Genomic DNA, 24,613 nt, shown 5'->3' on the forward strand with positions numbered 1-24,613 from the left:
CTTGAAAAACGCCTTTGGCCCCTTGAGGCGCCGGACATCATCATGCAAAAGTCCGGCAAACAAATCACAAGGGAGACCGCATCATGGACGTTCGCGCCGCCGTTGCCGTTCAGGCAGGAAAACCGCTGGAAATCATGACCGTGCAGCTCGATGGCCCGCGGGCCGGCGAGGTTCTGATCGAGGTCAAGGCGACCGGCATCTGCCACACCGACGACTTCACGCTTTCCGGCGCCGATCCGGAAGGTCTTTTCCCGGCCATCCTCGGCCATGAAGGCGCCGGTATCGTCGTCGACGTCGGCCCCGGCGTCACCTCGGTGAAGAAGGGCGACCACGTCATTCCGCTCTACACGCCGGAATGCCGCGAATGTTATTCCTGCCTGTCGCGCAAGACCAACCTCTGCACCTCGATCCGCGCCACGCAAGGGCAAGGCCTGATGCCGGACGGCACCTCGCGCTTCTCGATCGGCAAGGACAAGATCCATCACTACATGGGCTGCTCCACCTTCGCCAACTACACGGTGTTGCCGGAGATCGCGCTGGCCAAGGTCAACCCGGACGCCCCCTTTGACAAGATCTGCTACATCGGCTGCGGCGTCACCACCGGCATCGGCGCGGTCATCAATACCGCCAAGGTGGAGATCGGCTCGACGGCGATCGTCTTCGGTCTCGGCGGTATCGGCCTCAACGTGCTGCAGGGCCTGCGCCTTGCCGGTGCCGACATGATCATCGGCGTCGACATCAACAACGACCGCAAGGCCTGGGGCGAACAGTTCGGCATGACGCACTTCGTCAACCCGAAGGAAGTCGGCGACGACATCGTTCCTTACCTCGTCAACATGACCAAGCGCAATGGCGACACCATCGGCGGCGCCGACTACACGTTCGACTGCACCGGCAACACCAAGGTGATGCGCCAGGCGCTCGAAGCCTCGCATCGCGGCTGGGGCAAGTCGGTGATCATCGGCGTTGCCGGCGCCGGCCAGGAAATCTCCACCCGTCCCTTCCAGCTGGTCACCGGCCGCAACTGGATGGGCACCGCTTTCGGCGGCGCGCGCGGCCGCACCGACGTGCCGAAGATCGTCGAATGGTACATGGAAGGCAAGATCCAGATCGACCCGATGATCACCCACACCATGCCGCTCGACGACATCAACAAGGGTTTCGAGTTGATGCACAATGGCGAGAGCATCCGCTCGGTGGTCCTGTACTGAGGCCGGCAAGCCAAAAGCGCCCTGCGACCAGAAGAGTTGCGGGGCGCGCACGCCACATCCTGCACCGTCTTCAAGGTACGGCCGTGCCAGGCTTGCGTCCGCGAAAACGCCGGAAAGCGTCGAGCGAAGCCGCTTCAGCGCTTCCCTGCCGGTTTGAACCGCTTTATAGCCATCGGCATCGAAAACGGGAACACCAGCCCCAGTGATCTATGTCGACGCCGATGCCTGCCCGGTCAAGCCGGAAATCCTGAAGGTTGCCGAACGCCACGGCATCGAGGTGACGCTCGTCGCCAATTCCGGGCTCAGGCCCTCGCGTGACCCGATGGTGAAAAACATCATCGTCTCCAGCGCCTTCGACGCCGCCGACAACTGGATCGCCGAACACGTCGGCGAAGGTGATATCGTCGTCACCGCCGACGTGCCGCTTGCCGGGCGCTGCGTCGCCGCCGGCGCCCTCGTCACCGGGCCGACCGGTCGCGTGTTCGACCAGGCCAATATCGGCATGGCGACCGCCATGCGCGATCTCGGCCAGCACCTGCGCGAAACCGGCGAAAGCAAGGGCTACAACGCCGCCTTCTCGCCGCGCGACCGCTCGAAATTCCTCGAAACGCTGGACCGGCTCTGCCGCCGGGCCAAGTCCACAAGCTAAGTCCACACGCCAAGCCACGACCAGCCGCAAGGAAGACTGATCCCATGAAAATCCTGTCGCAGAACACCGCCTTCGGCGGCATGCAGGGCGTCTTCGCCCACCAGTCGGACGCCTGCAATTGCGAGATGACCTTTGCCGTCTTCGTGCCGCCGCAGGCGATCGAACGGCCCTGCCCGGTCCTCTGGTATCTCTCCGGCCTCACCTGCACCCATGCCAACGTCATGGAAAAGGGCGAATACCGCCGCCTGGCCGCCGAACTCGGCCTGATCATCGTCTGCCCCGACACCAGCCCGCGCGGCAACGACGTGGCCGACGAACTGACCAACTGGCAGATGGGCAAGGGTGCCGGCTTCTATCTCGATGCGACGGAAAAACCCTGGTCGGATCATTTCAAGATGTACACCTACATCACCGAGGAACTTCCGGCCCTCGTCAGCCAGCATTTCCGCGTCGACATGGACCGCCAGGGCATTTTTGGCCACTCCATGGGCGGCCATGGCGCCATGACCATCGCGCTCAAGCACCCGGACCGCTTCAAGAGCTGCTCGGCCTTCGCGCCGATCGTCGAGCCGTCCACCGCCCACTGGTCGGTCGACGCCTTCGAAAAATACCTCGGCGCCGACAAGGCCGCCTGGCGCCCCTACGACGCCTGCGCGCTGGTCGCCGATGGCGCCCGCTTCCCGGAATTCCTGATCGACCAGGGCAAGGCCGACAGTTTCCTCGACAACGGCCTGCGCCCCTGGCTGTTCGAGGAGGCGGTCAAGGACACCGGCATCGCATTGACGCTGCGCATGCACGAGCGCTACGACCACTCCTACTACTTCATCTCCACCTTCATGGACGACCACCTTCGCTGGCACGCGGAGCGGCTGGCCTGAGCAAACCCGGACCCGGTATCGGGTGGCAGGGCAGCCATGCCATTTCATAACTTGAAAGCCGTGGCCGCCCAATGCATATAGAGATCATCGCAGACGACTGCGGCGCTCCGCCCGAAACGTAAACGGGCGGAAGCGCAAATGTCGCGGGGACGGCCTCGCTCTTTGCAACAAGGAGAGAGACCATGGCATGGTTCCTGCTTTTCCTCGCCGGCGTTCTTGAAATCGGTTGGGCCATCGGCCTGAAATACACCGACGGTTTTACGCGCCCCATCCCGACCGCCCTGACAGCCGCCTCGATGGTAGCCAGCGTCGTGCTTCTCGGCATTGCCGTCAGGACGTTGCCGCTCGGCACCGCCTATGCCATCTGGACCGGCATCGGCACCGTTGGCACGGTCATACTCGGCATAGTGCTGTTTTCCGAACCGGCAACGGCCGTGCGGCTGGCCTGCATCGCCCTGATCATCGCCGGCATCGCCGGCCTGAAGGCAACGGCCTGAAACCCGGCCTATAGCACATGGAATGAGACGGTGCCGTCTGCCTCCTTCTTTCCGCCGGGGTAGAGGGGGAAGGAGGCGAGGTCATGCCATATGCGATAGCCCCGGTCTGAAACCGAAAAGGGGCGGCTGCCCGACAGGCACCGCCCCATTTCATCCTTGCCACAATGCCGCTTAGGGCGTCACGGGCTTGGCTCCAGTCGAGGTCGTCCCGGCCGGGACCACCTCGTCCGTCGTGGTGGACGTAGCCGGCTTGATGGAAATCTTGCCGACGGCACCATCTTCGAGATCCTCGCCGACGGCCGGACCGGAGACGATGACCGGTTTCGTCACCACCTCTTCCACGGCCTCGGCCTTTTCGGGCATGTTGACGGCCTCCATGGCCGGCGTGTCGTCGCTCTGCCGTTTCGCCGCCTGCTCGGCTTCGTATTCGGCCTTGGCGGTCGCAGCCCAGGCGGCCGGGCGTGTCATCACCACCTCACGCGCGCGCGGAAGTGGCGGCGTCATCAGGTCGAAGGCCGAGCGGATGCGCGCGGCGATCTCTTCGGCCAGCCCCAGCTCGGCAGTATCCGCCGAAGTCGAATAGCTGATTGCCTTGAACATGCCATTGGCGAGCAGCGCACCGTTGTCGACGGCAAAGACGTCGACGCTGAACGTCGCCTCGTTGCGGTCGCGGCTCTCGCCGATGCCCTTCACCACCCTGTCGATCTTGACCGACAACACCACCCGCGGCAGCGGCTGCGTGCGGATCGTTGCCGAAATCGCATGCGACACACGCGAATCGACGCCGCGGATCAGCGCCGGCGAAACCCTGCCGTTGGCAAGCACCGCCACTTCCCGCACGTCGTAGCGCGGCAGGCGTTCATCCTGGTATCGCTTAACGGCGGCACAGCCCGTGATGAGAAAACCGACGAGCAGCAAGGTGAAAAGGCGGACGAAGGAGCGGGCCATGAGCGAATCCGGAAAGCCGATTGGTATCGGCTCCAGATTTCGCTTTTATGGTTAATGAACGACTAAGGTTCAGCCGTGCAGGGCGGAAAATGTTCGCGCCGCCGCATCGATTTCCTGGAAACGGGCCGCCCGGCGGGCCTCGGCCTCCTCGTCGGTGCCCCAATGCTCGATCGTCCAGTCCTCGTCGAGATGGGCCAGAGCCCACATCTCGTCGAGCGTCAGCCGGCCTTCGGCAAAGGCCAGCGCCAGGATCGCCGAGCCCGACAGCGTCGTCATCGTGTGCAGGCAGGCAAGGTCCGTAGCGTTATCATACTGACGCAGCGTCACCGCAAAGGCGGCAATCGCCTCACGCGGCTGTTCCTGGTGGATCACCCCTTCGATGAGGATGAAGCGCGCGCCCAGTTCATTGGCCGCCCAGTCGATCAGCGGATCCCAACGTTCTGCCTGCCGTGCCACAAGCTCCACCGGTTCGCCTGCCCGGTAGCAGAGAAGATCGTTGGAGCCGTAGCGGAGAATATCCTCGAACACCGCCTGCGGATCGTCGGCGATACCGTCGATGGCGGTATTCACAAGCCGTGTCACGGGCATCGTCGCCGGATCGATCACCTCGGCCTGCGCTTCCCATTCCGCCTTCAGCAACCCCGCCAATGCGGCGCTGCCGGCAGCAAGTGCCCGCTTCGCCGGTGTCTTGACGCCGCGCCCGTCGAGATGGATGTGGTAGGCACCCTCCACCTCGGCCACGCTGACGTCCGTGTAGAAACGCTTCGGCAGCGGGCGCTTCATCTGCACCTGCGCGCGGCGGATCGGATCGGGATGGCTCAGGCCTTCGGACAGGTCGTTCAGCAGGTCACGCATCGTTCTATCTCACTGAATATGCTGCAGCAGTTCGCGGGGATGGTGGACGATGACGTCCGCGCCGGCCTGCAGCAGTTCCTCGACGGCGGCATAGCCCCAGGAAACGCCGATCGCCCGCGCGCCTGCCGCCTTTGCCATCAGCATATCGTACACCGCATCGCCGATGACAATGGTGTCGGCAGCATTCATGCCGGTTTCATCGCAGCATTCGCTCACCATCGCCGGATGCGGCTTGGAAGGACAGTCGTCGGCAGTGCGCGACACCACGAAATGTTTGCGGAAATCATGCGTATCGAGAATCTGGTCCAACCCGCGCCGCGATTTGCCAGTGACGGCGCCGATCAGGATGTGCTCGCGTCTGCCGATTTCGTCGATCAACGACCGGATGCCGTCGAACAGCGGTTCCTCGAATCCCGCCTCGGCGCGCACGCCGGCGAAGATGGACTTGTAATGGACCATCATCGCATTGGCCTCGCCGTCGGCATGGACCTTGCCCTGCAGCCGGGCGATGGCGATGTCGAGCGTCAGCCCGATGACGGCCTTGGTGTCGGCAAGCGCCGGCGGCACATGGCCGAAATGGCGAAAGGTCCGCGCCATCACCTCATGGATGAGGCCGGCGCTGTCCACCAGCGTGCCGTCGCAATCGAAAAGCACCAGTTGCATCAGTCGTCACTCTCGGTGGCGCTGTCGAGGTCGAGGCCGAGCAGGTTCCAGGTCTGCACCATGTGCGGCGGCAAGGGCGCGGTGACCTTCAGCCGGCCGCCGTTCGGATGCGGAATATCGATCTTGCGCGCATGCAGGTGCAGGCGCCGCTGCACGCCGCCGGGGAAATCCCAGTTCGGGTCGTCGATGAAATATTTCGGATCGCCGATGATCGGATGGCCGATATGCAGGGCATGGACGCGAAGCTGGTGGGTGCGGCCCGTATAGGGCTCCATCTCCAGCCAGGCGAGGCTCTGCGCCGCCGTCTCGATGACGCGGTAGTAAGAGATGGCGTGATCGGCGCCGTCCTCGCCATGCTTGGCGATGCGCATCCGGTCGCCATCGGGCGTCTGTTCCTTGACCAGCCAGGTGGAAATCCGGTCCTCGTGCTTGCGCGGCACGCCCTTGACCAGCGACCAGTAGGTCTTCTTGGTATCGCGCTCGCGAAACGCCGCCGTCAGCTTCTGCGCCGCGCCGCGGGTGCGGGCGATGACCAGCACGCCAGACGTATCGCGGTCGAGGCGGTGCACCAGCCGCGGCTTCTCGCCCCTCTTGTTGGTCCAGGCCTCCAGCATCTTGTCGATGTTGCGGTTGACCCCGGACCCGCCCTGAACCGCCAGCCCCGCAGGCTTGTTGAGCACGAATACCTTGTCGTCCTCATGCAGCAGCATGCGGGCCAGAAGTTCGCCGTCGTCGGAGTGCTTCAGATCCTTGGAAGCGATCGGCCCGCTCTTGGTGCTCTTCAGGTCGACGTCGAGCGGCGGCACGCGCACCACCTGTCCCGGCTGCACCCTCGCATCAGTCTTCACCCGCCCGCCATCGACGCGCACCTGACCGGATCGCAGGAGTTTTTGCAACTGGCCGAAACCCAGCCCGGGAAAATGCACCTTGAACCAGCGGTCGAGCCGCATGCCCGCTTCGTCCGCTTCCACGGTGATATGCTCGATGCCTGCCATTCTGGTCCCTTGAACGTACTTTCGTGCCGATAAACCGGCTTTGACGCAGGCTTTAGAGCATTTTCGGCGAAAGCAAAACCGGAATTGCGGAAATTCGGGTTTTTGACCGATTCGTACGCCGGCGCCAGCGCCCCGCCAAGAGAGATCAAGCAAAAACACGCACAACATATCCAGGCCTTCAAAACAGAAACACCATGACCACTTGCTCAGAAGCGGGTCGAACGACGGTATTACTCATTGCCCGCAAGTCGCGTTTGACAGGGTTACTGAACCTTCCCGGGGAGACACGAAAGAACGTATATTCCGTTAAAATTTAACCTTCTTGTTTAATCGCCAGGGAAGGCATTGCGCGTATCATGCCCTCAAAGGAGAGTAGTAGATACGATGACACAGGTGGTCACAGTTTCCGCGAATACCGCGGCCTATGCGATGGAAGCCCTCAAGCCGGCGCAGCGGGTTGCGCGAAAGCAATATGTGCAGGAAGCAGTCCGTACTTTCGAAGCCACGGCAAACGAAGGCGTCGACGAAACCGATTCCATTCCCGACGTCATCCGTACCGCCTCCGCCGAACTGTCGATGATGAATTTCGGCGACAATCAGCCCCAGGCTTCCGTCCAGGAAGCGATCGACGCCTACAGGCGCGCCGGCGGCTGACGCCGACAGGCATTCCTCCCGCCGAAACCGCCGGAGAACCACAAGGTTCTCCGGCGGTTTCGTTTCCACGATCCGGCGGACTAAAAAGACGGGACGTGCGGCCGGCCTGAGAACGACGTTCGGCGCGACAAAAATTTGTTCTCATACGACATTTGCCCCTTGCCAAGCCGGCCGCGAAACCGATAATTGCCCTCACCCCCGTTGGGAGAAACCGCTTCGATGCGGTGCCGAAGGAGCAACCGCCCCGGAAACTCTCAGGCAAAAGGACCAGCGAGGCCGACAGGAACTCTGGAGAGAAACATCCCTGCGAAGGGAGGTTCGCCGAAGGGATAACAATCTCAGGCAAACGGACAGAGGGGGCTCGTCACCGCGGCGCGTTGCGCCGTAACGTATCGAGCCGCCGCTTTTTTCAAAGCGCGACACCTGGAGGCGTTCGTTTGAACGATCAGACCGCACTCAAGACCACCCCGCTGCACGCGCTGCATCTGTCGCTCGGCGCCCGCATGGTGCCGTTCGCCGGTTACGACATGCCGGTGCAATATCCCCTCGGCGTGCTCAAGGAACACCTGCACACCCGTGCCGCCGCCGGCCTGTTCGACGTCTCGCACATGGGCCAGTTGATCGTCCGCGCCCGTTCGGGGCGTTATGAAGACGCGGCACTCGCCATGGAGAGCCTCGTCCCCGTCGATATCCTCGGCCTCGCCGACGGCCGCCAGCGCTACGGTTTCCTCACCGATGCCAACGGCGGCATCCTCGACGACCTGATGCTGACGCGACGCGACGACCATCTGTTCGTCGTCGTCAACGCCGGCTGCAAGGCCGCCGACATCGCCCACATCGAGCGCCATATCGGCGATCGCTGCGAGATCGAGGTGCTGGAAGACCGCGCCCTCATCGCCCTCCAGGGTCCCCGCGCCGTCGAGGCGCTCGCCGAACTCTGGGCCGACGTCGCCGCCATGAAATTCATGGACGTGCGCCACTGCCGCCTGCACGACGTCTCCTGTCTGGTCTCCCGCTCCGGCTATTCCGGCGAGGACGGCTACGAGATTTCCATCCCGGCCAGCTACGCCGTCGACATCGCCCAGCGCCTGCTGGAACACCCGGACGTCCAGCCGATCGGTCTCGGCGCCCGCGATTCTTTGCGCCTCGAAGCCGGCCTCTGCCTCTACGGCAACGACATCGACACCACCACCTCGCCGATCGAGGCCGGCCTCGAATGGGCGATCCAGAAGGCCCGTCGTGCAGGCGGCGCCCGCGAAGGCGGCTTTCCGGGGACCTCCCGCATTCTCGCCGAGTTGGAAAACGGCACGGCTCGCCGCCGCGTCGGCTTGAAACCGGAGGGCAAGGCCCCCGTCCGCCCGCCGGCAAGACTCTATGCGGATGCAGAGGGCAGCGCCGAAATCGGTCACGTCACCTCGGGCGGCTTCGGCCCCTCCGCCGAAAGCCCCGTCGCCATGGGCTATGTCACCACCAGCCACGCCGCTCCCGGCACCCGGATCTTCACCGAGATCCGCGGCAAATTCCTACCCCTTACCGTCACCCCGCTGCCGTTCATCAAGCCCACCTACAAGCGCTGAAGCGCCCGCCATCCCATAAAGCTTCCGGAGAGGAACCACCCCATGCTGAAATTCACCGCTGAACACGAATGGCTGCAGATCGACGGCGACGTCGCCACCGTCGGCATCACGGCCCACGCCGCCGAACAGCTCGGCGACCTCGTTTTCGTCGAACTCCCCGATGTCGGCTCAAGATTCGACAAGGGCGCAGATGCCGCGACCGTCGAGAGCGTCAAGGCAGCCTCGGAAGTCTATTGTCCGCTCGACGGCGAAATCACCGAAGTCAACGAGGCGATCGTGGCCGACCCGTCGCTGGTCAATTCCGATCCGCAGGGTGCCGGCTGGTTCTTCAAGCTGAAGCTGAAAAACCGTGCCGATGTCGATGGCCTGCTTGACGAATCTGCCTACAAGGAGCTGATCGCGTAATGTCGACGCCCACGGAATTTTCCTTCACCGACTACCAGCCCTACGATTTTGCCAACCGCCGACACATCGGCCCGTCGCCGGCCGAGATGCAAGAGATGCTGAAGGTCGTTGGCTACGGCAGCCTCGACGCGCTGATCGACGCCACCGTGCCGAAGGGCATCCGCCAGGACGCCCCGCTGATCTGGGGCGCGCCGATGACCGAGCGTGAAGCGCTCGACCGGCTGCGCGAGATCGCCAACAAGAACAGGACCCTCGTCTCGCTGATCGGCCAGGGTTATTACGGCACGATCACCCCGCCGGTGATCCAGCGCAACATTCTCGAAAACCCCGCCTGGTACACCGCCTATACGCCTTACCAGCCGGAAATCAGCCAGGGCCGCCTGGAAGCGCTGATCAATTACCAGACGATGGTCTGCGACCTGACCGGTCTCGACGTCGCCAACGCCTCGCTGCTTGACGAGGCGACCGCCGCCGCCGAAGCCATGGCCATGGCCGAACGCGTCGCCAAGTCGAAGGCAAAGACCTTCTTCGTCGACGAAAACTGCCACCCGCAGACCATCGCCCTGATCAAGACCCGCGCCGCGCCCCTCGGCTGGCAGGTGCTCGTCGGCAATCCCGACGAGCACCTGAAGGCGAACGAGGTCTTCGGCGCCCTTTTCCAGTATCCCGGCACCTACGGCCATGTGCGCGATTTCACCGCACTGATCGCAAAGCTGCATGAAAACGGCGCCATCGCAACCGTCGCCGCCGATCCCCTGGCGCTGGCGCTGTTGAAATCCCCCGGTGAAATGGGTGCCGACATCGCCATCGGCTCCACCCAGCGCTTTGGCGTGCCGGTCGGCTACGGCGGCCCGCATGCGGCCTACATGGCGGTCAAGGATGCCTACAAGCGCTCGATGCCCGGCCGCCTCGTCGGTGTCTCCGTCGATGCCCGCGGCAACCGCGCCTACCGCCTGTCGCTGCAGACCCGCGAGCAGCACATCCGCCGCGAAAAGGCGACGTCGAACATCTGCACCGCCCAGGTGCTGCTCGCCGTTATGGCCTCGATGTACGCCGTCTTCCACGGCCCCGAAGGCATCAAGGCGATCGCCCAGCAGGTGCACCGCAAGGCCGTGCTGATGGCCAAGGGCCTGGAAAAGCTCGGCTACACCGTCGAACCCGAAACCTTCTTCGACACGATCACCGTCGATGTCGGCCACATGCAGGGCCTGATCCTGCGCGCAGCCGTCGCCGAAGGCGTCAACCTGCGCAAGATCGATTCGACCAGGATCGGCATCAGCCTCGACGAACGCACGCGGCCGGCGGCGCTCGAAGCCGTCTGGCGCGCCTTCGGCGGCCATTTCCGTCTCGCCGATTTCGAGTCCAACTCCGGCTCCGATTGGCGCCTGCCGAAACCGCTGCTGCGCAAGAGCGCCTACCTCACCCACCCGATCTTCCACATGAACCGCGCCGAAAGCGAGATGACCCGCTACATCCGCCGCCTTTCGGACCGCGACCTGGCGCTCGACCGGGCAATGATCCCGCTCGGCTCCTGCACGATGAAGCTGAACGCAACGGCCGAAATGCTGCCGATCACCTGGCCGGAATTTTCCGATATCCACCCCTTCGTGCCCGCCGACCAGGCGCTCGGCTACAAGGAGATGTTGGACGATCTCGCCCAGAAACTCTGCGCCGTCACCGGTTACGACGCCTTCTCGATGCAGCCGAATTCCGGCGCGCAGGGCGAATATGCCGGCCTCTTGACGATCCGCAACTACCACATCGCCAGCGGCAACGCCCATCGCGACGTCTGCCTCATCCCCACCTCGGCGCATGGCACCAACCCGGCCTCGGCGCAGATGGTCGGCATGAAGGTGGTGGTGGTCAAGGTCACCGAGACCGGCGACATCGACATGGCCGATTTCCGCGCCAAGGCGCAAGAACACGCGGCAAACCTCTCCTGCTGCATGATCACCTATCCCTCCACCCACGGCGTCTTCGAGGAGACGGTGCGGGAAATCTGCGAGATCACCCATAGCCACGGCGGCCAGGTCTATCTCGACGGCGCCAACATGAACGCCATGGTCGGCCTCGCCCGCCCCGGCGACATCGGCTCGGATGTCTCCCACCTCAACCTGCATAAGACCTTCTGCATCCCGCATGGCGGCGGCGGCCCGGGCATGGGTCCGATCGGCGTCAAGGCCCACCTCGCCCCGCATCTGCCCGGCCATCCGGAGACAGACGGCCGTGAAGGCGCAGTCTCGGCCGCGCCCTACGGCTCCGCCTCGATCCTGCCGATCTCCTGGAGCTACTGCCTGATGATGGGCGGCGAAGGCCTGACGCAGGCGACGAAGGTGGCGATCCTCAACGCCAACTACATCGCCGCCCGACTCTCCGGCGCCTACGACGTGCTCTACACCGCCGAAAACGGCCGCGTCGCCCATGAATGCATCATCGACACCCGCCCGCTCTCCGACAGCGCCGGCGTTTCCGTCGACGACGTCGCCAAGCGCCTGATCGACTGCGGTTTCCACGCGCCGACCATGAGCTGGCCGGTGGCCGGCACGCTGATGATCGAGCCGACCGAAAGCGAGACCAAGGCCGAGATCGACCGTTTCTGCGAAGCGATGCTGGCCATCCGCGAGGAAGCCCGCGCCATCGAGGACGGTCGCATGGACCGGACGAACAACCCGCTGAAAAACGCCCCACACACGGTCGAAGACCTCGTCGGCGACTGGGACCGTCCATACTCCCGCGAACAAGCCTGCTACCCGCCGGGCGCCTTCCGGGTGGACAAATACTGGTCGCCGGTCAACCGGGTGGACAATGTCTATGGGGACAGGAACTTGATCTGCACGTGCCCGCCGGTGGAGAGTTATGCGGAGGCTGCGGAGTAAATAGAATGGGGCGGCTCCCGTCAGGGGGCCGCTTCCGGCCAGAGCGGACGGCAGATTAGGTCATGGTGGCGAAACGGTATATCAGTTCGTCTTCTCGCACGAGCCGCTCGATATCTGTCACTTCGACTGAGGTTATGGTTCGTTCCCAAAACTGCCTTGCGGCGTCATTGCCTGTCATGACGCCAAGCTCCCATATTCCGGGATGGCGCTTGAGGAGTCCGGCGAAAGCACCCTTGCCAATTCCCGCACCGCGAAAATCCGGCAGGACATAAAATTCGGCGATCACAAAATCCGTATCTTTTCCCGAAGGAGGCCATGTGTTTACGAGGATGAAGCCTACCGGTTTTTCGTCGTTTTCGATGAAGTAGGGCCAGCGATCATCATCGGTCCAGTAGCTGTCGAAGAACGGATAGTCGATTTCCACATCGCCGCACTGGTGCAACTCGGCAAGATAGGTGGAAAGCATGGCCCGGAGCTGGGCTTTTTCCTCTTTGCGCACCGCTCGTAACTTTGTCGACATCAGTGACCTCAGGGGACCCGACACCCATGCCATGGGCGTGTCTCAGCTCTGCCGCCCTTCCAGCCAGGCGTGCCATTCCTCGACGCTGCCATGGAAGACGTTCAGGTCGATCTTGCCCTCGACGCCATGCGACAGGCCGGAGCCGGAATATTGCCAGAACACCCACTTGCGACCCGGATAGACTTTGGACGGATGCTGGGCGACGGCGCGCAGCCAGAAGGGATAGTTGGTGAAGGCGCCGCGCAGATTGTCCTTGTAGAAATCCGGTGCCGTGTAGATCACCGGCCGCTTGCCGTAATGGCGCTCGAGCTTGTCCATGAAGACCTGCATTTTTTCACGCACGGTCTCCGGAGACGGACGGCGCTTGCAGCGCGACTCGCCGTTCCACTCGACGTCGATCACCGGCGGCAGCGCGTCGGGATCGCGCGGCACGTTGCGGATGAACCAGTCGGCCTGTTCGGCGCCGGTGCGGCACCAGTAGAAGAAGTGGTAAGCACCCCGCTTCAGCCCGGCTTCCTTCGCCTTGCGCCAGTTGGTGCGGAACATCGGGTCGAGGTGATCGCCGCCATCGGTGGATTTGATGTAGGCGAAGTTGGCGCCCTGCGTGCGCAGCTTCGCCCAGTCGATGTCGCCCTGCCAGCGCGAGACGTCGACGCCATGCACCGCCATCTTGCGCGGCGAGCGCGAGCCGAAATTGATCGGCTTGGCATCGCGGAAGCGGTGGCCATAGACCCGCGAGCGCTTGCCGGGCAGCGGATCGATCGCCGGCGTGATCATCGCGACCTGCTCGACCGGCTTTTCGCCCGGCACCGGCATGCTCAGAGACCGTTCCGGCACGAACACGTCGCTGCTCGGAACCTGACCGGCCCAGGCAAGCGCCTCCCGATTCTGTTCCGGCCTGGCCTCGGCAGTCGTCGTCTCGACGCCCCCGGTGCCGACATCGGCAACGGGAACCGGGGCAACGATGCCGGTTACGGAACTGGTCGTCTCCGGCGATGTCAGGCCGGCGGAAAGCGCATCCGGCCCAGAACTCGACGCGCAGGCCGAGAGCGACAGACATGTGAGAAAGAGAGCTGGCACAGTGGATAAACGCATAGGAACCCGCACGCAGAACAAACAGCCGGACAAAACACGCCGACCTTGGGAAACCCGGAGGAACAATGACTAATGGAAATTTACCAAGAAAGACTGAATCCAATCTTTACCGTCCCGGAACCGGACGCCGCCATTTACCGAAAACCGGCAAACAGCCGGGTTTTTCCACACGATTCCGCCGAACGGGCCAGGCCATCCGGAATCGGGAATTGCGTAAAATCAAAAGGCTGGAGCCGGTTTGGGCGTTTTCCGAAGAAGCTGCAGCGTTGCGAATTTTTTACGGCCTGGAAACGGTAAATGCCGGATCGGCAGGTCCCGTCCGGCATTTCTCCAATGCGTTCCGCGTCCCCGAAGGGAAAAATCGTCAGGCGCTGGCAGCCTCGGCCTGGCGCTGTTCGGCGAGTGCCGCAAGATCGGCAGGCTTCAGTTCGACCGACTCGCCGCAACCGCAGGCGGATGTCTGGTTCGGATTGGTGAAGGTGAAGCCGGACCGCAACGTCGTCGTCTCGAAGCCCATCTGGGTGCCGAGAAGATAAAGTACGGCAGAGGGCTCGACCCAGACCTTTGCGCCGTCGCGCTCGATCAGGTCGTCCTTGGCGTTGGGTTCCGTCACCAGGTCGATGGTATATTCCATCCCGGCGCAGCCGCCCTTCTTGATGCCGACACGAATGCCCTTCGCTTCCGGCCCGGAATTCTCGACAATCGCCTTCACCCGCGCCGCCGCCGTATCCGTCATGCTCATCACTGCAAAGCCCATCGGCCCAATCTCCTTCCACAACCGGGGTCGAGGTCCGGCGCTTCATGATTCAGAATGTAATTCCGCTTGGTAAAGGGTTCAATACCAACGTTTCGCCGAACCAGATTCGGCCAATGCCTTGCACCATGGACGACACGAACGATGATCGCATGCGCTCCATCCCGTCGGAACAAAATCAGATAACCACCCTTGGGAAAAGTTCGGATCCCCGGCCTGATATCATCCCGCTCCTGCCCGATCGCTGGCAAATCTCCGAGCATCCTGCAGGTATCGAGAATCTCCCGATACCAGTTCCGCGCGCGGATGCCACGACGTCACCTGCAGAAGAAAACTCCCCAGATCGGACGGCATCCCTCACCAGGGCGCTCAGTTTAGGTGTCAACTCCACATTCAGCCGTTCAATCTTGCCCATTTGCCGCTCGGCCTCCGTGCGCACAATCCTAGCTTGAAAAACGGTTCAATACCAGCCGATGGCGACCTGGGCTTCTTCCGACATGCGGTCCGGCGTCCACGGCGGATCGAAGGTCATCGAGACTTCCACGCCCGAAACGCCCTCGACCGCGCCGACGGCATTTTCCACCCAGCCGGGCATCTCGCCGGCGACGGGGCAACCCGGCGCCGTCAGTGTCATGACGATCTTCACCATGCGGTCGTCTTCGATGTCGATCTTGTAGATCAGGCCGAGTTCGAAGATGTCGGCGGGAATTTCCGGGTCGTAGACCGTCTTCAACGCCGAAATGACGTCGTCGCTGAGACGCGCCAGTTCGTCGGCCGGAATCGTGGAATGGACGATCCCCTCACGGACATCAATCTTCTGTTCGCTTTCGTCCAGGCTCATCGCGGACACTCCTCAGGCAAAAAATTTGCGCGCATGTTCCAGCGCATCGGCCAACGCATCCACTTCGGCACGGGTATTATACAGGCCGAAGGATGCACGGCATGTGGAGGTGACGCCGAAGCGTTTCAAGAGCGGCTGGGCGCAATGCGTGCCGGCACGCACCGCGACACCGCGACGATCGATGACCATCGAAACGTCGTGGGCATGGATGCCGGCAAGCTCGAAGGAGAAGATTCCGCCCTTGTCCGGTGCCGTGCCGAAGATGCGCAACGAGTTGATGGCGCTCAGGCGTTCCTGTGCATAGGCCGCCAGATCCGCCTCGTGGGCGGCAATCGCGGCCCGGCCGATGCCGTCCATGTAGTCCAGCGCATAACCGAGCCCGATCGCCTGCACGATCGGCGGCGTGCCAGCCTCAAAACGGTGCGGCGGGTCATTGTAGGTGACGGCGTCCTCGGACACGTCGAAAATCATCTCGCCGCCGCCCTGGAAGGGCCGCATCTGCTTCAAGCGATCCATCTTGCCGTAGAGCACACCAATGCCCGACGGGCCGTAGAGCTTGTGGCCAGTCATCACGTACCAGTCACAATCGATGTCGCGAACGTCGACCGGCATGTGCACGGCACCCTGGCTGCCATCGACGAGCACCGGAATGCCACGCTCGCGGGCGATGCGGCAGACCTCCTTGACCGGCACGATGGTGCCGAGCGCATTCGACATATGGGTGATGGCGATGAGCTTGGTCTTTTCCGTCAGGCTTTTTTCGAAATCCTCGATATGGAAAGCGCCCTCTTCATCGACCGGCACCCAGACGAGCTTGGCACCCTGCCGCTCGCGGATGAAGTGCCACGGCACGATGTTGGAGTGGTGCTCCATGATCGTCACGACGATCTCGTCGTCTTCGCCGATGTTCGGCATGCCCCAGCCGTAGGCGACCGTGTTGATCGCCTCGGTGGAGGATTTGGTGAAGACGATCTCGTCCAGCGAGCCGGCATTCAGGAAGCGGCGCACCTTTTCGCGCGCCGCCTCGTAAGCTTCCGTCGCCGCGTTGGAGAGGAAATGCAGGCCGCGATGCACATTGGCATATTCGTTGGAATAGGCATGCGTGATCGCGTCGATGACCACTTGCGGCTTCTGAGCCGAAGCGCCGTTGTCGAGATAGACGAGCGGCTTGCCGTAGACCTCGCGCGACAGGATCGGGAAATCCCGCCGGATCGCTTCGATGTCATAGGCGGTCGGCGCCACAAGCTTGTCCATGGTCTTCGTCCTATCCGGCACGCCTCAGGCGTGCCTGTCCAGCCATGCCGAGATGATGCCTTCCAGCGCCTCGACCAGGCTTTCCTCTTCCAGTTCCTCGACGATCTGCGCCACGAAGGCGTAGACGAGCATGGCCCGCGCCGTCTTCTCCGGCACGCCGCGCGTCATCATGTAGTACATGTGATTGCGGTCGATATCGGCAACCGTCGCGCCATGGCCACACAACACGTCGTCGGCGAAGATTTCCAGTTCCGGCTTCACCGAGAAATCGGCATCGTCCGACAGGAGCAGCGTGTTGCATGCCATCTTGGCATCGGTCTTCTGCGCCGCCTGGGCAACGCGGATCATGCCCTGGAAAACACCGCGGGCGCGATCGAAGATGACGTTGCGGATGATCTCGGTCGAGTTCGTATGCGGCACGTTATGATCGAGCACCAGCGTCACGTCGGTATGCGTATCGCCGCCCAGGAGGTTGACACCGCGCAACGTCAGCTCGGAGCCCTCGCCGCTGACGGTGATGCGCAGTTCCTGCCGCACCAGCTTGCCGCCGGCGTTGACGACGAACAGGCGCAGCTTGGCGTCCGCGCCGAGTTCGACGCGGATCTGGCCGAGATGGGTATCGGCGGCGCCCTGTTCCTGCAGCACGATCCAGGTGACTTCGGCACCGTCTCCGAGCGTCAGGGCACTGATCGAGGAGACCAGGGCCGCCTCGTCACCCTCGCCGCGATGGCGCTCGATGACGGTCGCCTTGCTGCCGGCGCCGAAGCGAACCGGGAAACGGGTATGCACCTGGCCGGCGCCGTGCAGCGACTGGATTTCCAGAGGCGCGGCGAGCTCCGCACCGTCAGCGATCTCCAGCACCAGCCCGTCACGTACGAAGCTGCCGTTGATGCGGCCGATGGCATCGTCGGCGCTCGCTTCGCGCAGGCCTTCGGCAGCGGTTCCGTCCACCAAGCTGTCGGCGTAACGGCGGACCGTGACACCTTCCGGTGCAGTTGCCGCATCGGCAGCGCCCTGCCGCAACGTCAGCACGGAGGCACCGGACACCAGCGGCTTGACCGCCGAGAGCGAGGGCGCCGGCTGTACGGCCGGCACGGCGCGCAGCAGCGCCCGCAGGTCGGTATAATGCCAGGATTCGATGCGGCGGGTCGGCAGGCCGCCCGTCTTCAGCTCGTCCAGCAGCCGGTCACGTACCGAAAGCACGGCGCCGTCGCCCGGCAGGTCACCGATCTGGGCGTTGTAGGCGTCGAGCAATGCGCTCTCCGCCGTCGTCAGCCGGTTCGTCGTTTGAATGTTCATCGACGTCATCCTTCCCGCCGCTTAGGCTGCTTCCCCGATGATGTCGGCGTAGCCGTTGGCTTCCAGCTCAAGCGCCAGGCTCTTGTCGCCCGAGCGGATGATCTGGCCCTTGTAGAGGACATGGACGGTATCCGGCACGATGTAGTCGAGCAGGCGCTGGTAGTGGGTGATGACGACCACGGCGCGATCCGGCGACTTCAGCGCGTTGACGCCGTCGGCAACGATCTTCAGCGCGTCGATATCGAGGCCGGAATCGGTCTCGTCGAGAATGCACAGTTTTGGCTCCAGCAGCGCCATCTGCAGGATCTCCGCACGCTTCTTCTCGCCGCCGGAGAAGCCGACGTTGAGCGGGCGCTTCAGCATGTCCGGGTTGATCTGCAGCTTGGCGGAGGCTTCCTTGACCAGGCGCATGAAATCCGGGGTCTTCAGTTCTTCTTCGCCACGCGCCTTGCGCTGCTCGTTCATGGCGACCTTGAGGAACTGCATGGTGGCGACGCCCGGAATTTCGACCGGATACTGGAACGCCAGGAAGATGCCCTTGGAGGCGCGCTCGGCCGGATCGAGTTCGAGGATGCTTTCGCCGTTATAGAGGATGTCACCCTCGGTGACTTCGTAGTCTTCGCGGCCGGAGAGGATGTAGGAAAGCGTCGACTTGCCGGAGCCGTTCGGGCCCATGATCGCAGCGATCTCGCCCGGCTTCACGGTGAGGTTGAGGCCACGGATGATCTCGGTGTCGGTATCGGCGATCTTGGCGTGCAGGTTCTTGATTTCAAGCATGGTTCATATCCAAAAATTCGGGGTCTTCTGGGGGAGCGAGCCGGTGCTCACTCAACGATATCAAGTCGTTTGCCGATGCGCTCGAGCTGGAGCTTCATCGCTGCGATGTCACCGTCCTGCGCCGTTTCATGCGACATGAAGGCAGCCATGTGCTGCTTCATCGACCGCATCTCGGCGCGGATGCCGCTGACTTCTTCCTTGAGGGAAGAGACGTCGGCGCGGATCACACGCAAATGCTCCAGAATGAGGTTCTCGACTTTCTCGTTCATCTTATCCGACGCTGCCTTCCAGCGAGATATTGATCAGCTTCTGCGCCTCGACGGCGAACTCCATCGGCAGTTCCTGGATGACTTCGCGGACGAAGCCGTTGACGATCAGCGCGATCGCCTCTTCTTCCGGAATGCCGCGCTGCATGGCGTAGAATTTCTGGTCCTCGGAGATCTTCGAGGTGGTCGCCTCGTGCTCCACCTTGGCCGTGGAATTCTTGACCTCGATATAGGGCACGGTGTGGGCGCCGCAGGTATCGCCGATCAAAAGCGAGTCGCAGTTGGTGAAGTTGCGGGCGTTCTCCGCCTTGCGGTGCATCGATACCTGGCCGCGATAGGTGTTGTTCGACACACCGGCGGAAATACCCTTGGAGATGATGCGGCTCGAGGTGTTCTTGCCGAGATGGATCATCTTCGTGCCCGAGTCGATCTGCTGGTGGCCGTTCGACACGGCGATCGAATAGAACTCGCCGCGCGAATTGTCGCCGCGCAGGATGCAGGACGGGTATTTCCAGGTGATCGCCGAGCCGGTTTCCACCTGCGTCCAGGAGATCTTCGAGTTGGCTCCACGGCAATCGCCACGCTTGGTGACGAAGTTGTAGATGCCGCCCTTGCCCTGCTTGTCGCCCGGATACCAGTTCTGGACCGTCGAATATTTGATTTCGGCATCATCCAGGGCAACGAGTTCTACGACGGCAGCATGGAGCTGGTTTTCGTCACGCTGCGGCGCGGTGCAGCCTTCCAGATAGGAAACGAAAGCACCTTCGGCGGCGATGATCAGCGTGCGCTCGAACTGGCCGGTGTTCTTCTCGTTGATGCGGAAGTAGGTGGACAGTTCCATCGGGCAGCGAACGCCCTTCGGCACATAGACGAAGGAACCGTCGGTGAACACCGCGGAATTCAGCGTCGCATAATAGTTGTCTGTGGTCGGCACGACCGAACCGAGATACTGCTTGACGAGATCGGGATGCTCGCGGATCGCCTCGGAGATCGACATGAAGATCACGCCGGCCTTTTTCAGCTCTTCCTTGAAGGTGGTGACGACCGACACGCTGTCGAAGACGGCATCGACGGCGATCTTCGACTTCTCGACGCCGGCCAGGATTTCCTGCTCGCGCAGCGGAATGCCGAGTTTCTCATAGACCTTCAGAAGCTCCGGATCGACCTCGTCGAGCGACTTCGGACCGGCGGTGCTCTTCGGCGCCGCATAGTAATAGATGTCATTGAAATCGATCTTCGGATAAGAAACGCGCGCCCAGGTGGGCTCTTCGAGCGTCAGCCAGCGGCGATAAGCCTCCAGGCGCCATTCGAGCATCCATTCCGGCTCCTGCTTCTTTTCGGAAATGAAGCGGATGATATCCTCGGAAAGGCCTTTCGGGGCCTTGTCGACTTCGATCTCGGTTTCGAAGCCGTATTTATACTGGTCCACATCGATCTGGCGGACCTGCTCAACCGTTTCCTGGACAGCAGGCATGTCTTTCTCCAATCCCGCCGGATTCAAGGTTCCAGCGGCTCTCGTTCATAGCGCGGAAAATTCCGCCTTCATGTAGGCGCCAGAGGCGCGTTTTCACACCTCTTGGCAAGCAGAAATTTGTCTTTCCGCAAAATTCGGCCGCGTCAGGCGGCCTCACCGGCCGGTCTGCGCCGGCCGGCAATCTTTTGAAAGGCGGCAAGCACCCGGTCTATGTCGTCATCCGTCGTCGTCGGGCCGAGCGAGATGCGCAGGGCACCCAGCTTGGGATCCTTGCTCATGGCGGTCAGCACATGGCTCTCGCCGACCTTGCCCGACGAGCAGGCCGCGCCGGCCGACAGCGCGATCCCTTCCAGATCGAAGGCGATCTGGCCGGTTTCCGCCTTCAGGCCGGGCAGCGTGAAGAATGTCGTGTTGGCGACCCGCGTTTCATCAAGGCCATGGATCAGCACGTCGCTAGCCGCAATCCGCATGCCATCTTCGAGGCGGGCGCGCAAACGACCGATCGTCGCGTTGCGCCCGGAAAAATCCTCCAGCGCCGCCGCAGCGGCAGCGCCGAATCCGACAATAGCGGCCAGGTTTTCCGTGCCGGAGCGATGTCCCTTTTCCTGTCCGCCGCCCTGGATCAGGGGTTTCGGCATCAGAACCTCGCCGCGTGAAACCAGCGCGCCGACGCCCTTGGGGCCGCCGATCTTATGGGAGGAAACGATCAGGAAGTCGGCATCGAGCGCGGCGATATCAATCGGCAGGCGCGAGGCAGCCTGAACCGCATCGACGATCATCAGGCCGCCCCTGGCATGGACCAGCCTCGCCGCCTCAGCGGCCGGCTGGACAATGCCGGTCTCATTGTTGACCAACATGACGGCAACCATCGGCAGCCCGTCGGCAGCATCATGTCCGGCAAGCAGATCTCGCAACGCATTGAGATCCACCACACCGGCGCCGGTCACCGGAATTTCCGTGACACGATCCTTTGGAAAACGGCCACCCTCCCGCAATGCCGGATGCTCGATGGCCGAAACGTAAAGCCGGCCGATCGACAACGGCGTGCGCCCCATGCGGAAAACCGGCGACAGAACGAGATTGGCGGCTTCCGTCGCACCGCTGGTGAAGACCACATGGCTGGCCTCGGCACCCACAAGCGCCGCCACCTGGCGGCGGGCATTTTCCAGCATCGTCTTGGCCGCCCGGCCCTCGCCATGCACCGAGGACGGATTGCCGGGCAGGTCGAGCGCACGCAGAACGGCCTCACGCGCTGCCGTCGATAGCGGCGCGGTGGCATTCCAGTCCATGTAAGTGCGCGTGATTGCCATGCCTCTTCCGGTCATCCTTGCTGGCTCGTTGCATTTTTCTTGAAATTTCCGAGCGGCTTGCCTTATGACACCTTTCACAACGTGTGGATCCACACCAAGTTTCGAATGGTTCTAAACTGCGTTCTAGAAAACTTGACGGCATCCGTCAAGTCAAACTGGCAAGCGCGTGAACGTTTTGAACCGGAAGCACCGACCGGAGTACCGATGCCCGAAGTTATTTTCAACGGCCCCGCCGGCCGTCTTGAAGGCCGCTACCAGCCCTCCAAGGAAAAAAGCGCCCCGATCGCGATCGTCCTGCATCCGCATCCGCAATTTGGCGGCACGATGAACAACCAGATCGTATACCAGCTTTTCTACATGTTCCAGAAGCGCGGCTTTACGACCTTGCGGTTCAACTTCCGATCGATCGGCCGCAGCCAGGGTGAATTCGACCACGGCGCCGGCGAATTGTCCGATGCGGCTTCGGCGCTGGACTGGGTGCAGAGCCTGCATCCCGATTCCAAGAGCTGTTGGGTGGCGGGTTATTCCTTCGGCGCCTGGATCGGCATGCAGCTGCTGATGCGCCGGCCGGAGATCGAAGGGTTCATGTCGATCGCGCCGCAGCCGAACACCTACGACTTCTCGTTCCTCGCCCCCTGTCCGTCGTCGGGCCTGATCATCAACGGCGATGCCGACAAGGTGGCGCCCGAGAAGGACGTCAACAACCTCGTGGAAAAGCTGAAGGCCCAGAAAGGCATTCTCATCACCCACAAGACGGTGCCGGGCGCCAACCACTTCTTCAACGGCCAGGTGGAGCCGCTGATGGCCGAATGCGAGGACTATCTCGACCGCCGCCTCAACGGCGAGCTGACGCCGGAGCCGGCCGCAAAGCGGATCCGGTAATCAGTCTTTACAATTCAAATTGACCTGTTCGACACGCATGGCACATTGAAGCCATGCGTGTTGTCGTCGATACCAACGTCTTCATCGGTGCTTGCCTTGCCAGAGGCGCGGCCTCCCAGGTCATCGAAGAATGCATGACCGGCAGGCTCGTACCGGTCATGGGGTCTGCGCTTTTCCTCGAATACGAAGATGTTCTTTCCCGCCGGGAGCTTTTTGCCGGGGCGAGGCTGGATGCTGATGAGCGCGATTTTCTGCTCGATGTCTTTCTCAGCAAATGCCGATGGCATGCCATTTATTTTCTGAGGCGGCCGAACCTGCGGGATGAAGGGGATAATCATCTCGTGGAACTCGCCGTAGCGGCGAATGCTACCCATATCGTAACGAACAATCTCAGAGATTTCCGAAGTTCGAATTTACGCTTCGAACACATTGGGATAACCTCGCCACAGGCGTTAATCAGGGATTTGAGGCTGTGAACGCAATCACTTTTCATCTTCCGGCGGAAGCGCACCAAAAATTGAAGGCCGTGGCGGTAGAGCGCGGCATGAGCATAGACGTGCTGCTGCAGGAACTGACGGTTTCGATGATCGAAGAGCACGAAGTCGAAAAGAGATTTCGTGCCCGGGCAGCACGCGGTGCCGGACGGGAAACCGAAGCGCTCGCGCTTCTACGGAGGGACTAGAGGTAGACGACCGGCGACATTTATCTGCCGGGAGCCATCACCCCACCCGTCACCGCCTCCCTCACGCCCGTGGTACCGGCAAATGTCAGTGGCAAACCCTTCACCGACCGGACCGCGAGATAGGCCCAGGCCTCCGCCTCCATGGCATCGCCGTCGAAGCCGGCGTCTTCGGCCGACAGTACGTCTGCGCCCTGGCGGGCAGCGAGATCGCGCAGGTCCGCCATGATGATGCGATTCAGGCGACCGCCGCCGCAGATGATGTAGAGCACCGGCGCCGCCGGCAGGTGGCCGGCGGATTTGAGGATGGCGGCGGCGGCCACATAGGCGAGCGTGCGGGCGCCGTCGGACAGTTCGGCGTCGCTGCCGGCGGGCGGCAGAAAATCGTTCCGGTCGAGCGAGCGGCGATGGGTTGCGTGGAAGAACGGACTGTCGAGATAGAGACCGGCAAGCGCCGGCAGCACGCGACCCTCGGAGGCGATCATCCCTCCCTGGTCGAAGGGGATGCCGGCATGGGTTTCGACCCATTGGTCGATCAGCGTGTTGCCCGGTCCGCTATCGTAGGCGACGATGACGCCGTCCCGGCCGATGGAGGTGAGGTTCGAAATCCCGCCGATATTGACGAAACACACCGGCGAACGGTCGCCCGGAACGTTGCGGGCCAACGCCGCATGATAGGCCGGCACCAGCGGCGCACCCTGGCCGCCGTGGCGCATGTCGTTGGCCCGCATGTCGTAGACGACGTCGATGCCGGTTTCCCGCGCCAGAAGGACACCGTCGCCGATCTGCACCGTCAAGGCCTCGTCGGGACGGTGGAGAACCGTCTGGCCGTGGAAGCCGAGCAGGTCGATATCCGTTGCCGAAAGGCCGTGAGCCTGCAGAAATGCCTTGACGGCATGTGCATGCCGTAACGTCAACTCACGCTCGATGTCTGCGAGATCGCCCGGCCGTTCTTGTCGATCACGAATCGACTTTGCCATGTCCAGAGCAGACTTCAGCCGGTCGCGAAACGCCTTTTCGTATCCGAATCCCTGGAATGGGCCGCGTTCGACGATCGCCTCGCCGTCGGTTCGCAGCAGGGCGACGTCGATGCCGTCCATCGAAGTGCCGCTCATCAATCCGATGGCCGTCAGAAGTTTCGTCACCGCAGGCTCCTTGCGAATGGAATCGATCATCAACATTCATGGCGGAAACGGGTGCACTTTTCAAAAAACAATGCTAAAGCGCCCGGCATTCTTCCCGGATGCGATGCAT

27 protein-coding genes and 1 riboswitch are annotated in these 24,613 nt (G+C 62.6%); of the genes, 11 read left to right on the forward strand and 16 right to left on the reverse strand.

What is annotated here, in order from left to right; translation table 11 throughout:
• The first annotated feature begins 83 nt into the window (after positions 1-83).
• The 4 genes from DEM27_RS08950 to DEM27_RS08965 all read left to right on the forward strand — a co-directional run bounded on the left by DEM27_RS08950 (position 84) and on the right by DEM27_RS08965 (position 3,235).
• Positions 84-1,211: an S-(hydroxymethyl)glutathione dehydrogenase/class III alcohol dehydrogenase gene (locus tag DEM27_RS08950; RefSeq protein ID WP_109457879.1), complete on the forward strand. Its 1,128-nt coding sequence runs from the start codon at positions 84-86 to the stop codon at positions 1,209-1,211.
• A 202-nt stretch (positions 1,212-1,413) separates the two neighbouring features.
• Positions 1,414-1,860 carry a YaiI/YqxD family protein gene (locus DEM27_RS08955; protein WP_109457880.1) on the forward strand — a complete coding sequence of 149 codons (447 nt, stop codon included), beginning with the start codon at positions 1,414-1,416 and terminating at the stop codon, positions 1,858-1,860.
• 44 nt (positions 1,861-1,904) lie between these two features.
• Positions 1,905-2,738 (forward strand): S-formylglutathione hydrolase, encoded by an 834-nt coding sequence (gene fghA / locus DEM27_RS08960; protein WP_109457881.1) that lies wholly within the window; start codon positions 1,905-1,907, stop codon positions 2,736-2,738.
• A gap of 182 nt (positions 2,739-2,920) precedes the next feature.
• Positions 2,921-3,235, forward strand: a complete 315-nt coding sequence (locus tag DEM27_RS08965; RefSeq protein WP_109457882.1) for a DMT family transporter — start codon at positions 2,921-2,923, stop codon at positions 3,233-3,235.
• Between the two features lie 171 nt (positions 3,236-3,406).
• Here the strand turns inward: DEM27_RS08965 and DEM27_RS08970 are convergent, their stop codons facing one another.
• The 4 genes from DEM27_RS08970 to DEM27_RS08985 all read right to left on the reverse strand — a co-directional run bounded on the left by DEM27_RS08970 (position 3,407) and on the right by DEM27_RS08985 (position 6,696).
• Entirely contained in the window at positions 3,407-4,183 is a 777-nt protein-coding gene (locus DEM27_RS08970; protein ID WP_109457883.1) for a hypothetical protein, read from the reverse strand.
• 69 nt (positions 4,184-4,252) lie between these two features.
• The gene (locus DEM27_RS08975) at positions 4,253-5,038 is read right to left on the reverse strand and encodes an ATP12 family chaperone protein (RefSeq protein WP_109457884.1); all 786 of its coding nucleotides are present in this window, start codon (positions 5,036-5,038) and stop codon (positions 4,253-4,255) included.
• Positions 5,039-5,047: 9 nt separating this feature from the next.
• On the reverse strand, positions 5,048-5,701 hold the full coding sequence (locus DEM27_RS08980) for an HAD-IA family hydrolase (protein ID WP_109457885.1): 654 nt from the start codon (positions 5,699-5,701) through the stop codon (positions 5,048-5,050).
• Entirely contained in the window at positions 5,701-6,696 is a 996-nt protein-coding gene (locus tag DEM27_RS08985; RefSeq protein ID WP_109457886.1) for an RluA family pseudouridine synthase, read from the reverse strand. Before DEM27_RS08985 ends, DEM27_RS08980 begins: the two co-directional genes overlap by 1 nt.
• 384 nt (positions 6,697-7,080) lie before the next feature.
• On the opposite strand from DEM27_RS08985, the gene DEM27_RS08990 reads away from it, so the two are divergent.
• The 4 genes from DEM27_RS08990 (at position 7,081) to gcvP (ending at position 12,208) form a co-directional block, all read left to right on the forward strand.
• Positions 7,081-7,350: a hypothetical protein gene (locus tag DEM27_RS08990; RefSeq protein ID WP_109457887.1), complete on the forward strand. Its 270-nt coding sequence runs from the start codon at positions 7,081-7,083 to the stop codon at positions 7,348-7,350.
• Between the two features lie 192 nt (positions 7,351-7,542).
• Positions 7,543-7,630: riboswitch (glycine riboswitch) on the forward strand.
• Positions 7,631-7,787: 157 nt separating this feature from the next.
• Positions 7,788-8,927 (forward strand): glycine cleavage system aminomethyltransferase GcvT, encoded by a 1,140-nt coding sequence (gcvT, locus tag DEM27_RS08995; protein WP_109457888.1) that lies wholly within the window; start codon positions 7,788-7,790, stop codon positions 8,925-8,927.
• Positions 8,928-8,969: 42 nt separating this feature from the next.
• Positions 8,970-9,332, forward strand: a complete 363-nt coding sequence (gcvH, locus tag DEM27_RS09000; RefSeq protein ID WP_109457889.1) for a glycine cleavage system protein GcvH — start codon at positions 8,970-8,972, stop codon at positions 9,330-9,332.
• Entirely contained in the window at positions 9,332-12,208 is a 2,877-nt protein-coding gene (gcvP, locus tag DEM27_RS09005) for an aminomethyl-transferring glycine dehydrogenase (protein WP_109457890.1), read from the forward strand. The genes gcvH and gcvP overlap by 1 nt, the downstream gene beginning before the upstream one ends.
• A gap of 55 nt (positions 12,209-12,263) precedes the next feature.
• Here gcvP and DEM27_RS09010 read toward each other — a convergent pair whose 3' ends face one another.
• The 11 genes from DEM27_RS09010 to DEM27_RS09065 all read right to left on the reverse strand — a co-directional run bounded on the left by DEM27_RS09010 (position 12,264) and on the right by DEM27_RS09065 (position 21,798).
• Positions 12,264-12,728 carry a GNAT family N-acetyltransferase gene (locus DEM27_RS09010; protein ID WP_109457891.1) on the reverse strand — a complete coding sequence of 155 codons (465 nt, stop codon included), beginning with the start codon at positions 12,726-12,728 and terminating at the stop codon, positions 12,264-12,266.
• 42 nt (positions 12,729-12,770) lie between these two features.
• Positions 12,771-13,823, reverse strand: a complete 1,053-nt coding sequence (locus DEM27_RS09015; protein WP_109457892.1) for a glycoside hydrolase family 25 protein — start codon at positions 13,821-13,823, stop codon at positions 12,771-12,773.
• Between the two features lie 364 nt (positions 13,824-14,187).
• Entirely contained in the window at positions 14,188-14,580 is a 393-nt protein-coding gene (gene sufA / locus DEM27_RS09025; RefSeq protein WP_109457894.1) for a Fe-S cluster assembly scaffold SufA, read from the reverse strand.
• Positions 14,565-14,885: a type II toxin-antitoxin system RelE/ParE family toxin gene (locus DEM27_RS35190; protein WP_420028811.1), complete on the reverse strand. Its 321-nt coding sequence runs from the start codon at positions 14,883-14,885 to the stop codon at positions 14,565-14,567. The genes sufA and DEM27_RS35190 overlap by 16 nt, the downstream gene beginning before the upstream one ends.
• Positions 14,886-15,037: 152 nt before the next feature.
• A complete protein-coding gene (locus DEM27_RS09035) occupies positions 15,038-15,418 on the reverse strand; it encodes an SUF system Fe-S cluster assembly protein (RefSeq protein WP_109457896.1) in 381 nt (126 codons plus the stop codon).
• Between the two features lie 12 nt (positions 15,419-15,430).
• Positions 15,431-16,672 (reverse strand): cysteine desulfurase, encoded by a 1,242-nt coding sequence (locus DEM27_RS09040; protein ID WP_109457897.1) that lies wholly within the window; start codon positions 16,670-16,672, stop codon positions 15,431-15,433.
• A 24-nt stretch (positions 16,673-16,696) separates the two neighbouring features.
• Positions 16,697-17,971: a Fe-S cluster assembly protein SufD gene (sufD, locus tag DEM27_RS09045; protein ID WP_109458194.1), complete on the reverse strand. Its 1,275-nt coding sequence runs from the start codon at positions 17,969-17,971 to the stop codon at positions 16,697-16,699.
• Positions 17,972-17,992: 21 nt separating this feature from the next.
• Complete coding sequence (sufC, locus tag DEM27_RS09050; RefSeq protein ID WP_109457898.1) at positions 17,993-18,748, reverse strand: Fe-S cluster assembly ATPase SufC; 756 nt, start codon at positions 18,746-18,748, stop codon at positions 17,993-17,995.
• A gap of 47 nt (positions 18,749-18,795) precedes the next feature.
• The gene (locus DEM27_RS09055) at positions 18,796-19,017 is read right to left on the reverse strand and encodes a hypothetical protein (RefSeq protein ID WP_109457899.1); all 222 of its coding nucleotides are present in this window, start codon (positions 19,015-19,017) and stop codon (positions 18,796-18,798) included.
• 1 nt (position 19,018) lies between these two features.
• Positions 19,019-20,488, reverse strand: a complete 1,470-nt coding sequence (gene sufB, locus DEM27_RS09060) for a Fe-S cluster assembly protein SufB (RefSeq protein ID WP_109457900.1) — start codon at positions 20,486-20,488, stop codon at positions 19,019-19,021.
• Between the two features lie 143 nt (positions 20,489-20,631).
• A complete protein-coding gene (locus tag DEM27_RS09065; protein ID WP_109457901.1) occupies positions 20,632-21,798 on the reverse strand; it encodes a cysteine desulfurase family protein in 1,167 nt (388 codons plus the stop codon).
• Between the two features lie 204 nt (positions 21,799-22,002).
• On the opposite strand from DEM27_RS09065, the gene DEM27_RS09070 reads away from it, so the two are divergent.
• The 3 genes from DEM27_RS09070 to DEM27_RS33925 all read left to right on the forward strand — a co-directional run bounded on the left by DEM27_RS09070 (position 22,003) and on the right by DEM27_RS33925 (position 23,362).
• Positions 22,003-22,680, forward strand: a complete 678-nt coding sequence (locus tag DEM27_RS09070; protein ID WP_109457902.1) for an alpha/beta hydrolase — start codon at positions 22,003-22,005, stop codon at positions 22,678-22,680.
• 53 nt (positions 22,681-22,733) lie between these two features.
• On the forward strand, positions 22,734-23,156 hold the full coding sequence (locus DEM27_RS09075) for a putative toxin-antitoxin system toxin component, PIN family (RefSeq protein ID WP_109457903.1): 423 nt from the start codon (positions 22,734-22,736) through the stop codon (positions 23,154-23,156).
• A gap of 68 nt (positions 23,157-23,224) precedes the next feature.
• Positions 23,225-23,362: a hypothetical protein gene (locus tag DEM27_RS33925; RefSeq protein ID WP_165823379.1), complete on the forward strand. Its 138-nt coding sequence runs from the start codon at positions 23,225-23,227 to the stop codon at positions 23,360-23,362.
• Between the two features lie 20 nt (positions 23,363-23,382).
• On the opposite strand, the gene DEM27_RS09085 is transcribed toward DEM27_RS33925, so the two are convergent.
• Entirely contained in the window at positions 23,383-24,504 is a 1,122-nt protein-coding gene (locus DEM27_RS09085; protein ID WP_109458195.1) for an anhydro-N-acetylmuramic acid kinase, read from the reverse strand.
• Between the last annotated feature and the right edge of the window lie 109 nt (positions 24,505-24,613).

It is taken from the genome of Rhizobium album, assembly GCF_003122325.1.
Lineage (GTDB): Bacteria > Pseudomonadota > Alphaproteobacteria > Rhizobiales > Rhizobiaceae > Metarhizobium > Metarhizobium album.

Bases quoted from the DNA above. Each gene is read 5' to 3' on its own strand.
- DEM27_RS08950 (WP_109457879.1), top strand. From the start codon at position 84: ATGGACGTTCGCGCCGCCGTTGCCGTTCAGGCAGGAAAACCGCTGGAA.
- fghA (WP_109457881.1), top strand. From the start codon at position 1,905: ATGAAAATCCTGTCGCAGAACACCGCCTTCGGCGGCATGCAGGGCGTC.
- DEM27_RS08965 (WP_109457882.1), top strand. From the start codon at position 2,921: ATGGCATGGTTCCTGCTTTTCCTCGCCGGCGTTCTTGAAATCGGTTGG.
- DEM27_RS08970 (WP_109457883.1), bottom strand. From the start codon at position 4,183: ATGGCCCGCTCCTTCGTCCGCCTTTTCACCTTGCTGCTCGTCGGTTTT.
- DEM27_RS08975 (WP_109457884.1), bottom strand. From the start codon at position 5,038: ATGCGTGACCTGCTGAACGACCTGTCCGAAGGCCTGAGCCATCCCGAT.
- DEM27_RS08980 (WP_109457885.1), bottom strand. From the start codon at position 5,701: ATGCAACTGGTGCTTTTCGATTGCGACGGCACGCTGGTGGACAGCGCC.
- DEM27_RS08985 (WP_109457886.1), bottom strand. From the start codon at position 6,696: ATGGCAGGCATCGAGCATATCACCGTGGAAGCGGACGAAGCGGGCATG.
- DEM27_RS08990 (WP_109457887.1), top strand. From the start codon at position 7,081: ATGACACAGGTGGTCACAGTTTCCGCGAATACCGCGGCCTATGCGATG.
- gcvH (WP_109457889.1), top strand. From the start codon at position 8,970: ATGCTGAAATTCACCGCTGAACACGAATGGCTGCAGATCGACGGCGAC.
- gcvP (WP_109457890.1), top strand. From the start codon at position 9,332: ATGTCGACGCCCACGGAATTTTCCTTCACCGACTACCAGCCCTACGAT.
- DEM27_RS09010 (WP_109457891.1), bottom strand. From the start codon at position 12,728: ATGTCGACAAAGTTACGAGCGGTGCGCAAAGAGGAAAAAGCCCAGCTC.
- DEM27_RS09015 (WP_109457892.1), bottom strand. From the start codon at position 13,823: ATGCGTTTATCCACTGTGCCAGCTCTCTTTCTCACATGTCTGTCGCTC.
- sufA (WP_109457894.1), bottom strand. From the start codon at position 14,580: ATGGGCTTTGCAGTGATGAGCATGACGGATACGGCGGCGGCGCGGGTG.
- DEM27_RS09035 (WP_109457896.1), bottom strand. From the start codon at position 15,418: ATGAGCCTGGACGAAAGCGAACAGAAGATTGATGTCCGTGAGGGGATC.
- DEM27_RS09040 (WP_109457897.1), bottom strand. From the start codon at position 16,672: ATGGACAAGCTTGTGGCGCCGACCGCCTATGACATCGAAGCGATCCGG.
- sufD (WP_109458194.1), bottom strand. From the start codon at position 17,971: ATGAACATTCAAACGACGAACCGGCTGACGACGGCGGAGAGCGCATTG.
- sufC (WP_109457898.1), bottom strand. From the start codon at position 18,748: ATGCTTGAAATCAAGAACCTGCACGCCAAGATCGCCGATACCGACACC.
- DEM27_RS09055 (WP_109457899.1), bottom strand. From the start codon at position 19,017: ATGAACGAGAAAGTCGAGAACCTCATTCTGGAGCATTTGCGTGTGATC.
- sufB (WP_109457900.1), bottom strand. From the start codon at position 20,488: ATGCCTGCTGTCCAGGAAACGGTTGAGCAGGTCCGCCAGATCGATGTG.
- DEM27_RS09065 (WP_109457901.1), bottom strand. From the start codon at position 21,798: ATGGCAATCACGCGCACTTACATGGACTGGAATGCCACCGCGCCGCTA.
- DEM27_RS09070 (WP_109457902.1), top strand. From the start codon at position 22,003: ATGCCCGAAGTTATTTTCAACGGCCCCGCCGGCCGTCTTGAAGGCCGC.
- DEM27_RS09075 (WP_109457903.1), top strand. From the start codon at position 22,734: ATGCGTGTTGTCGTCGATACCAACGTCTTCATCGGTGCTTGCCTTGCC.
- DEM27_RS33925 (WP_165823379.1), top strand. From the start codon at position 23,225: ATGAGCATAGACGTGCTGCTGCAGGAACTGACGGTTTCGATGATCGAA.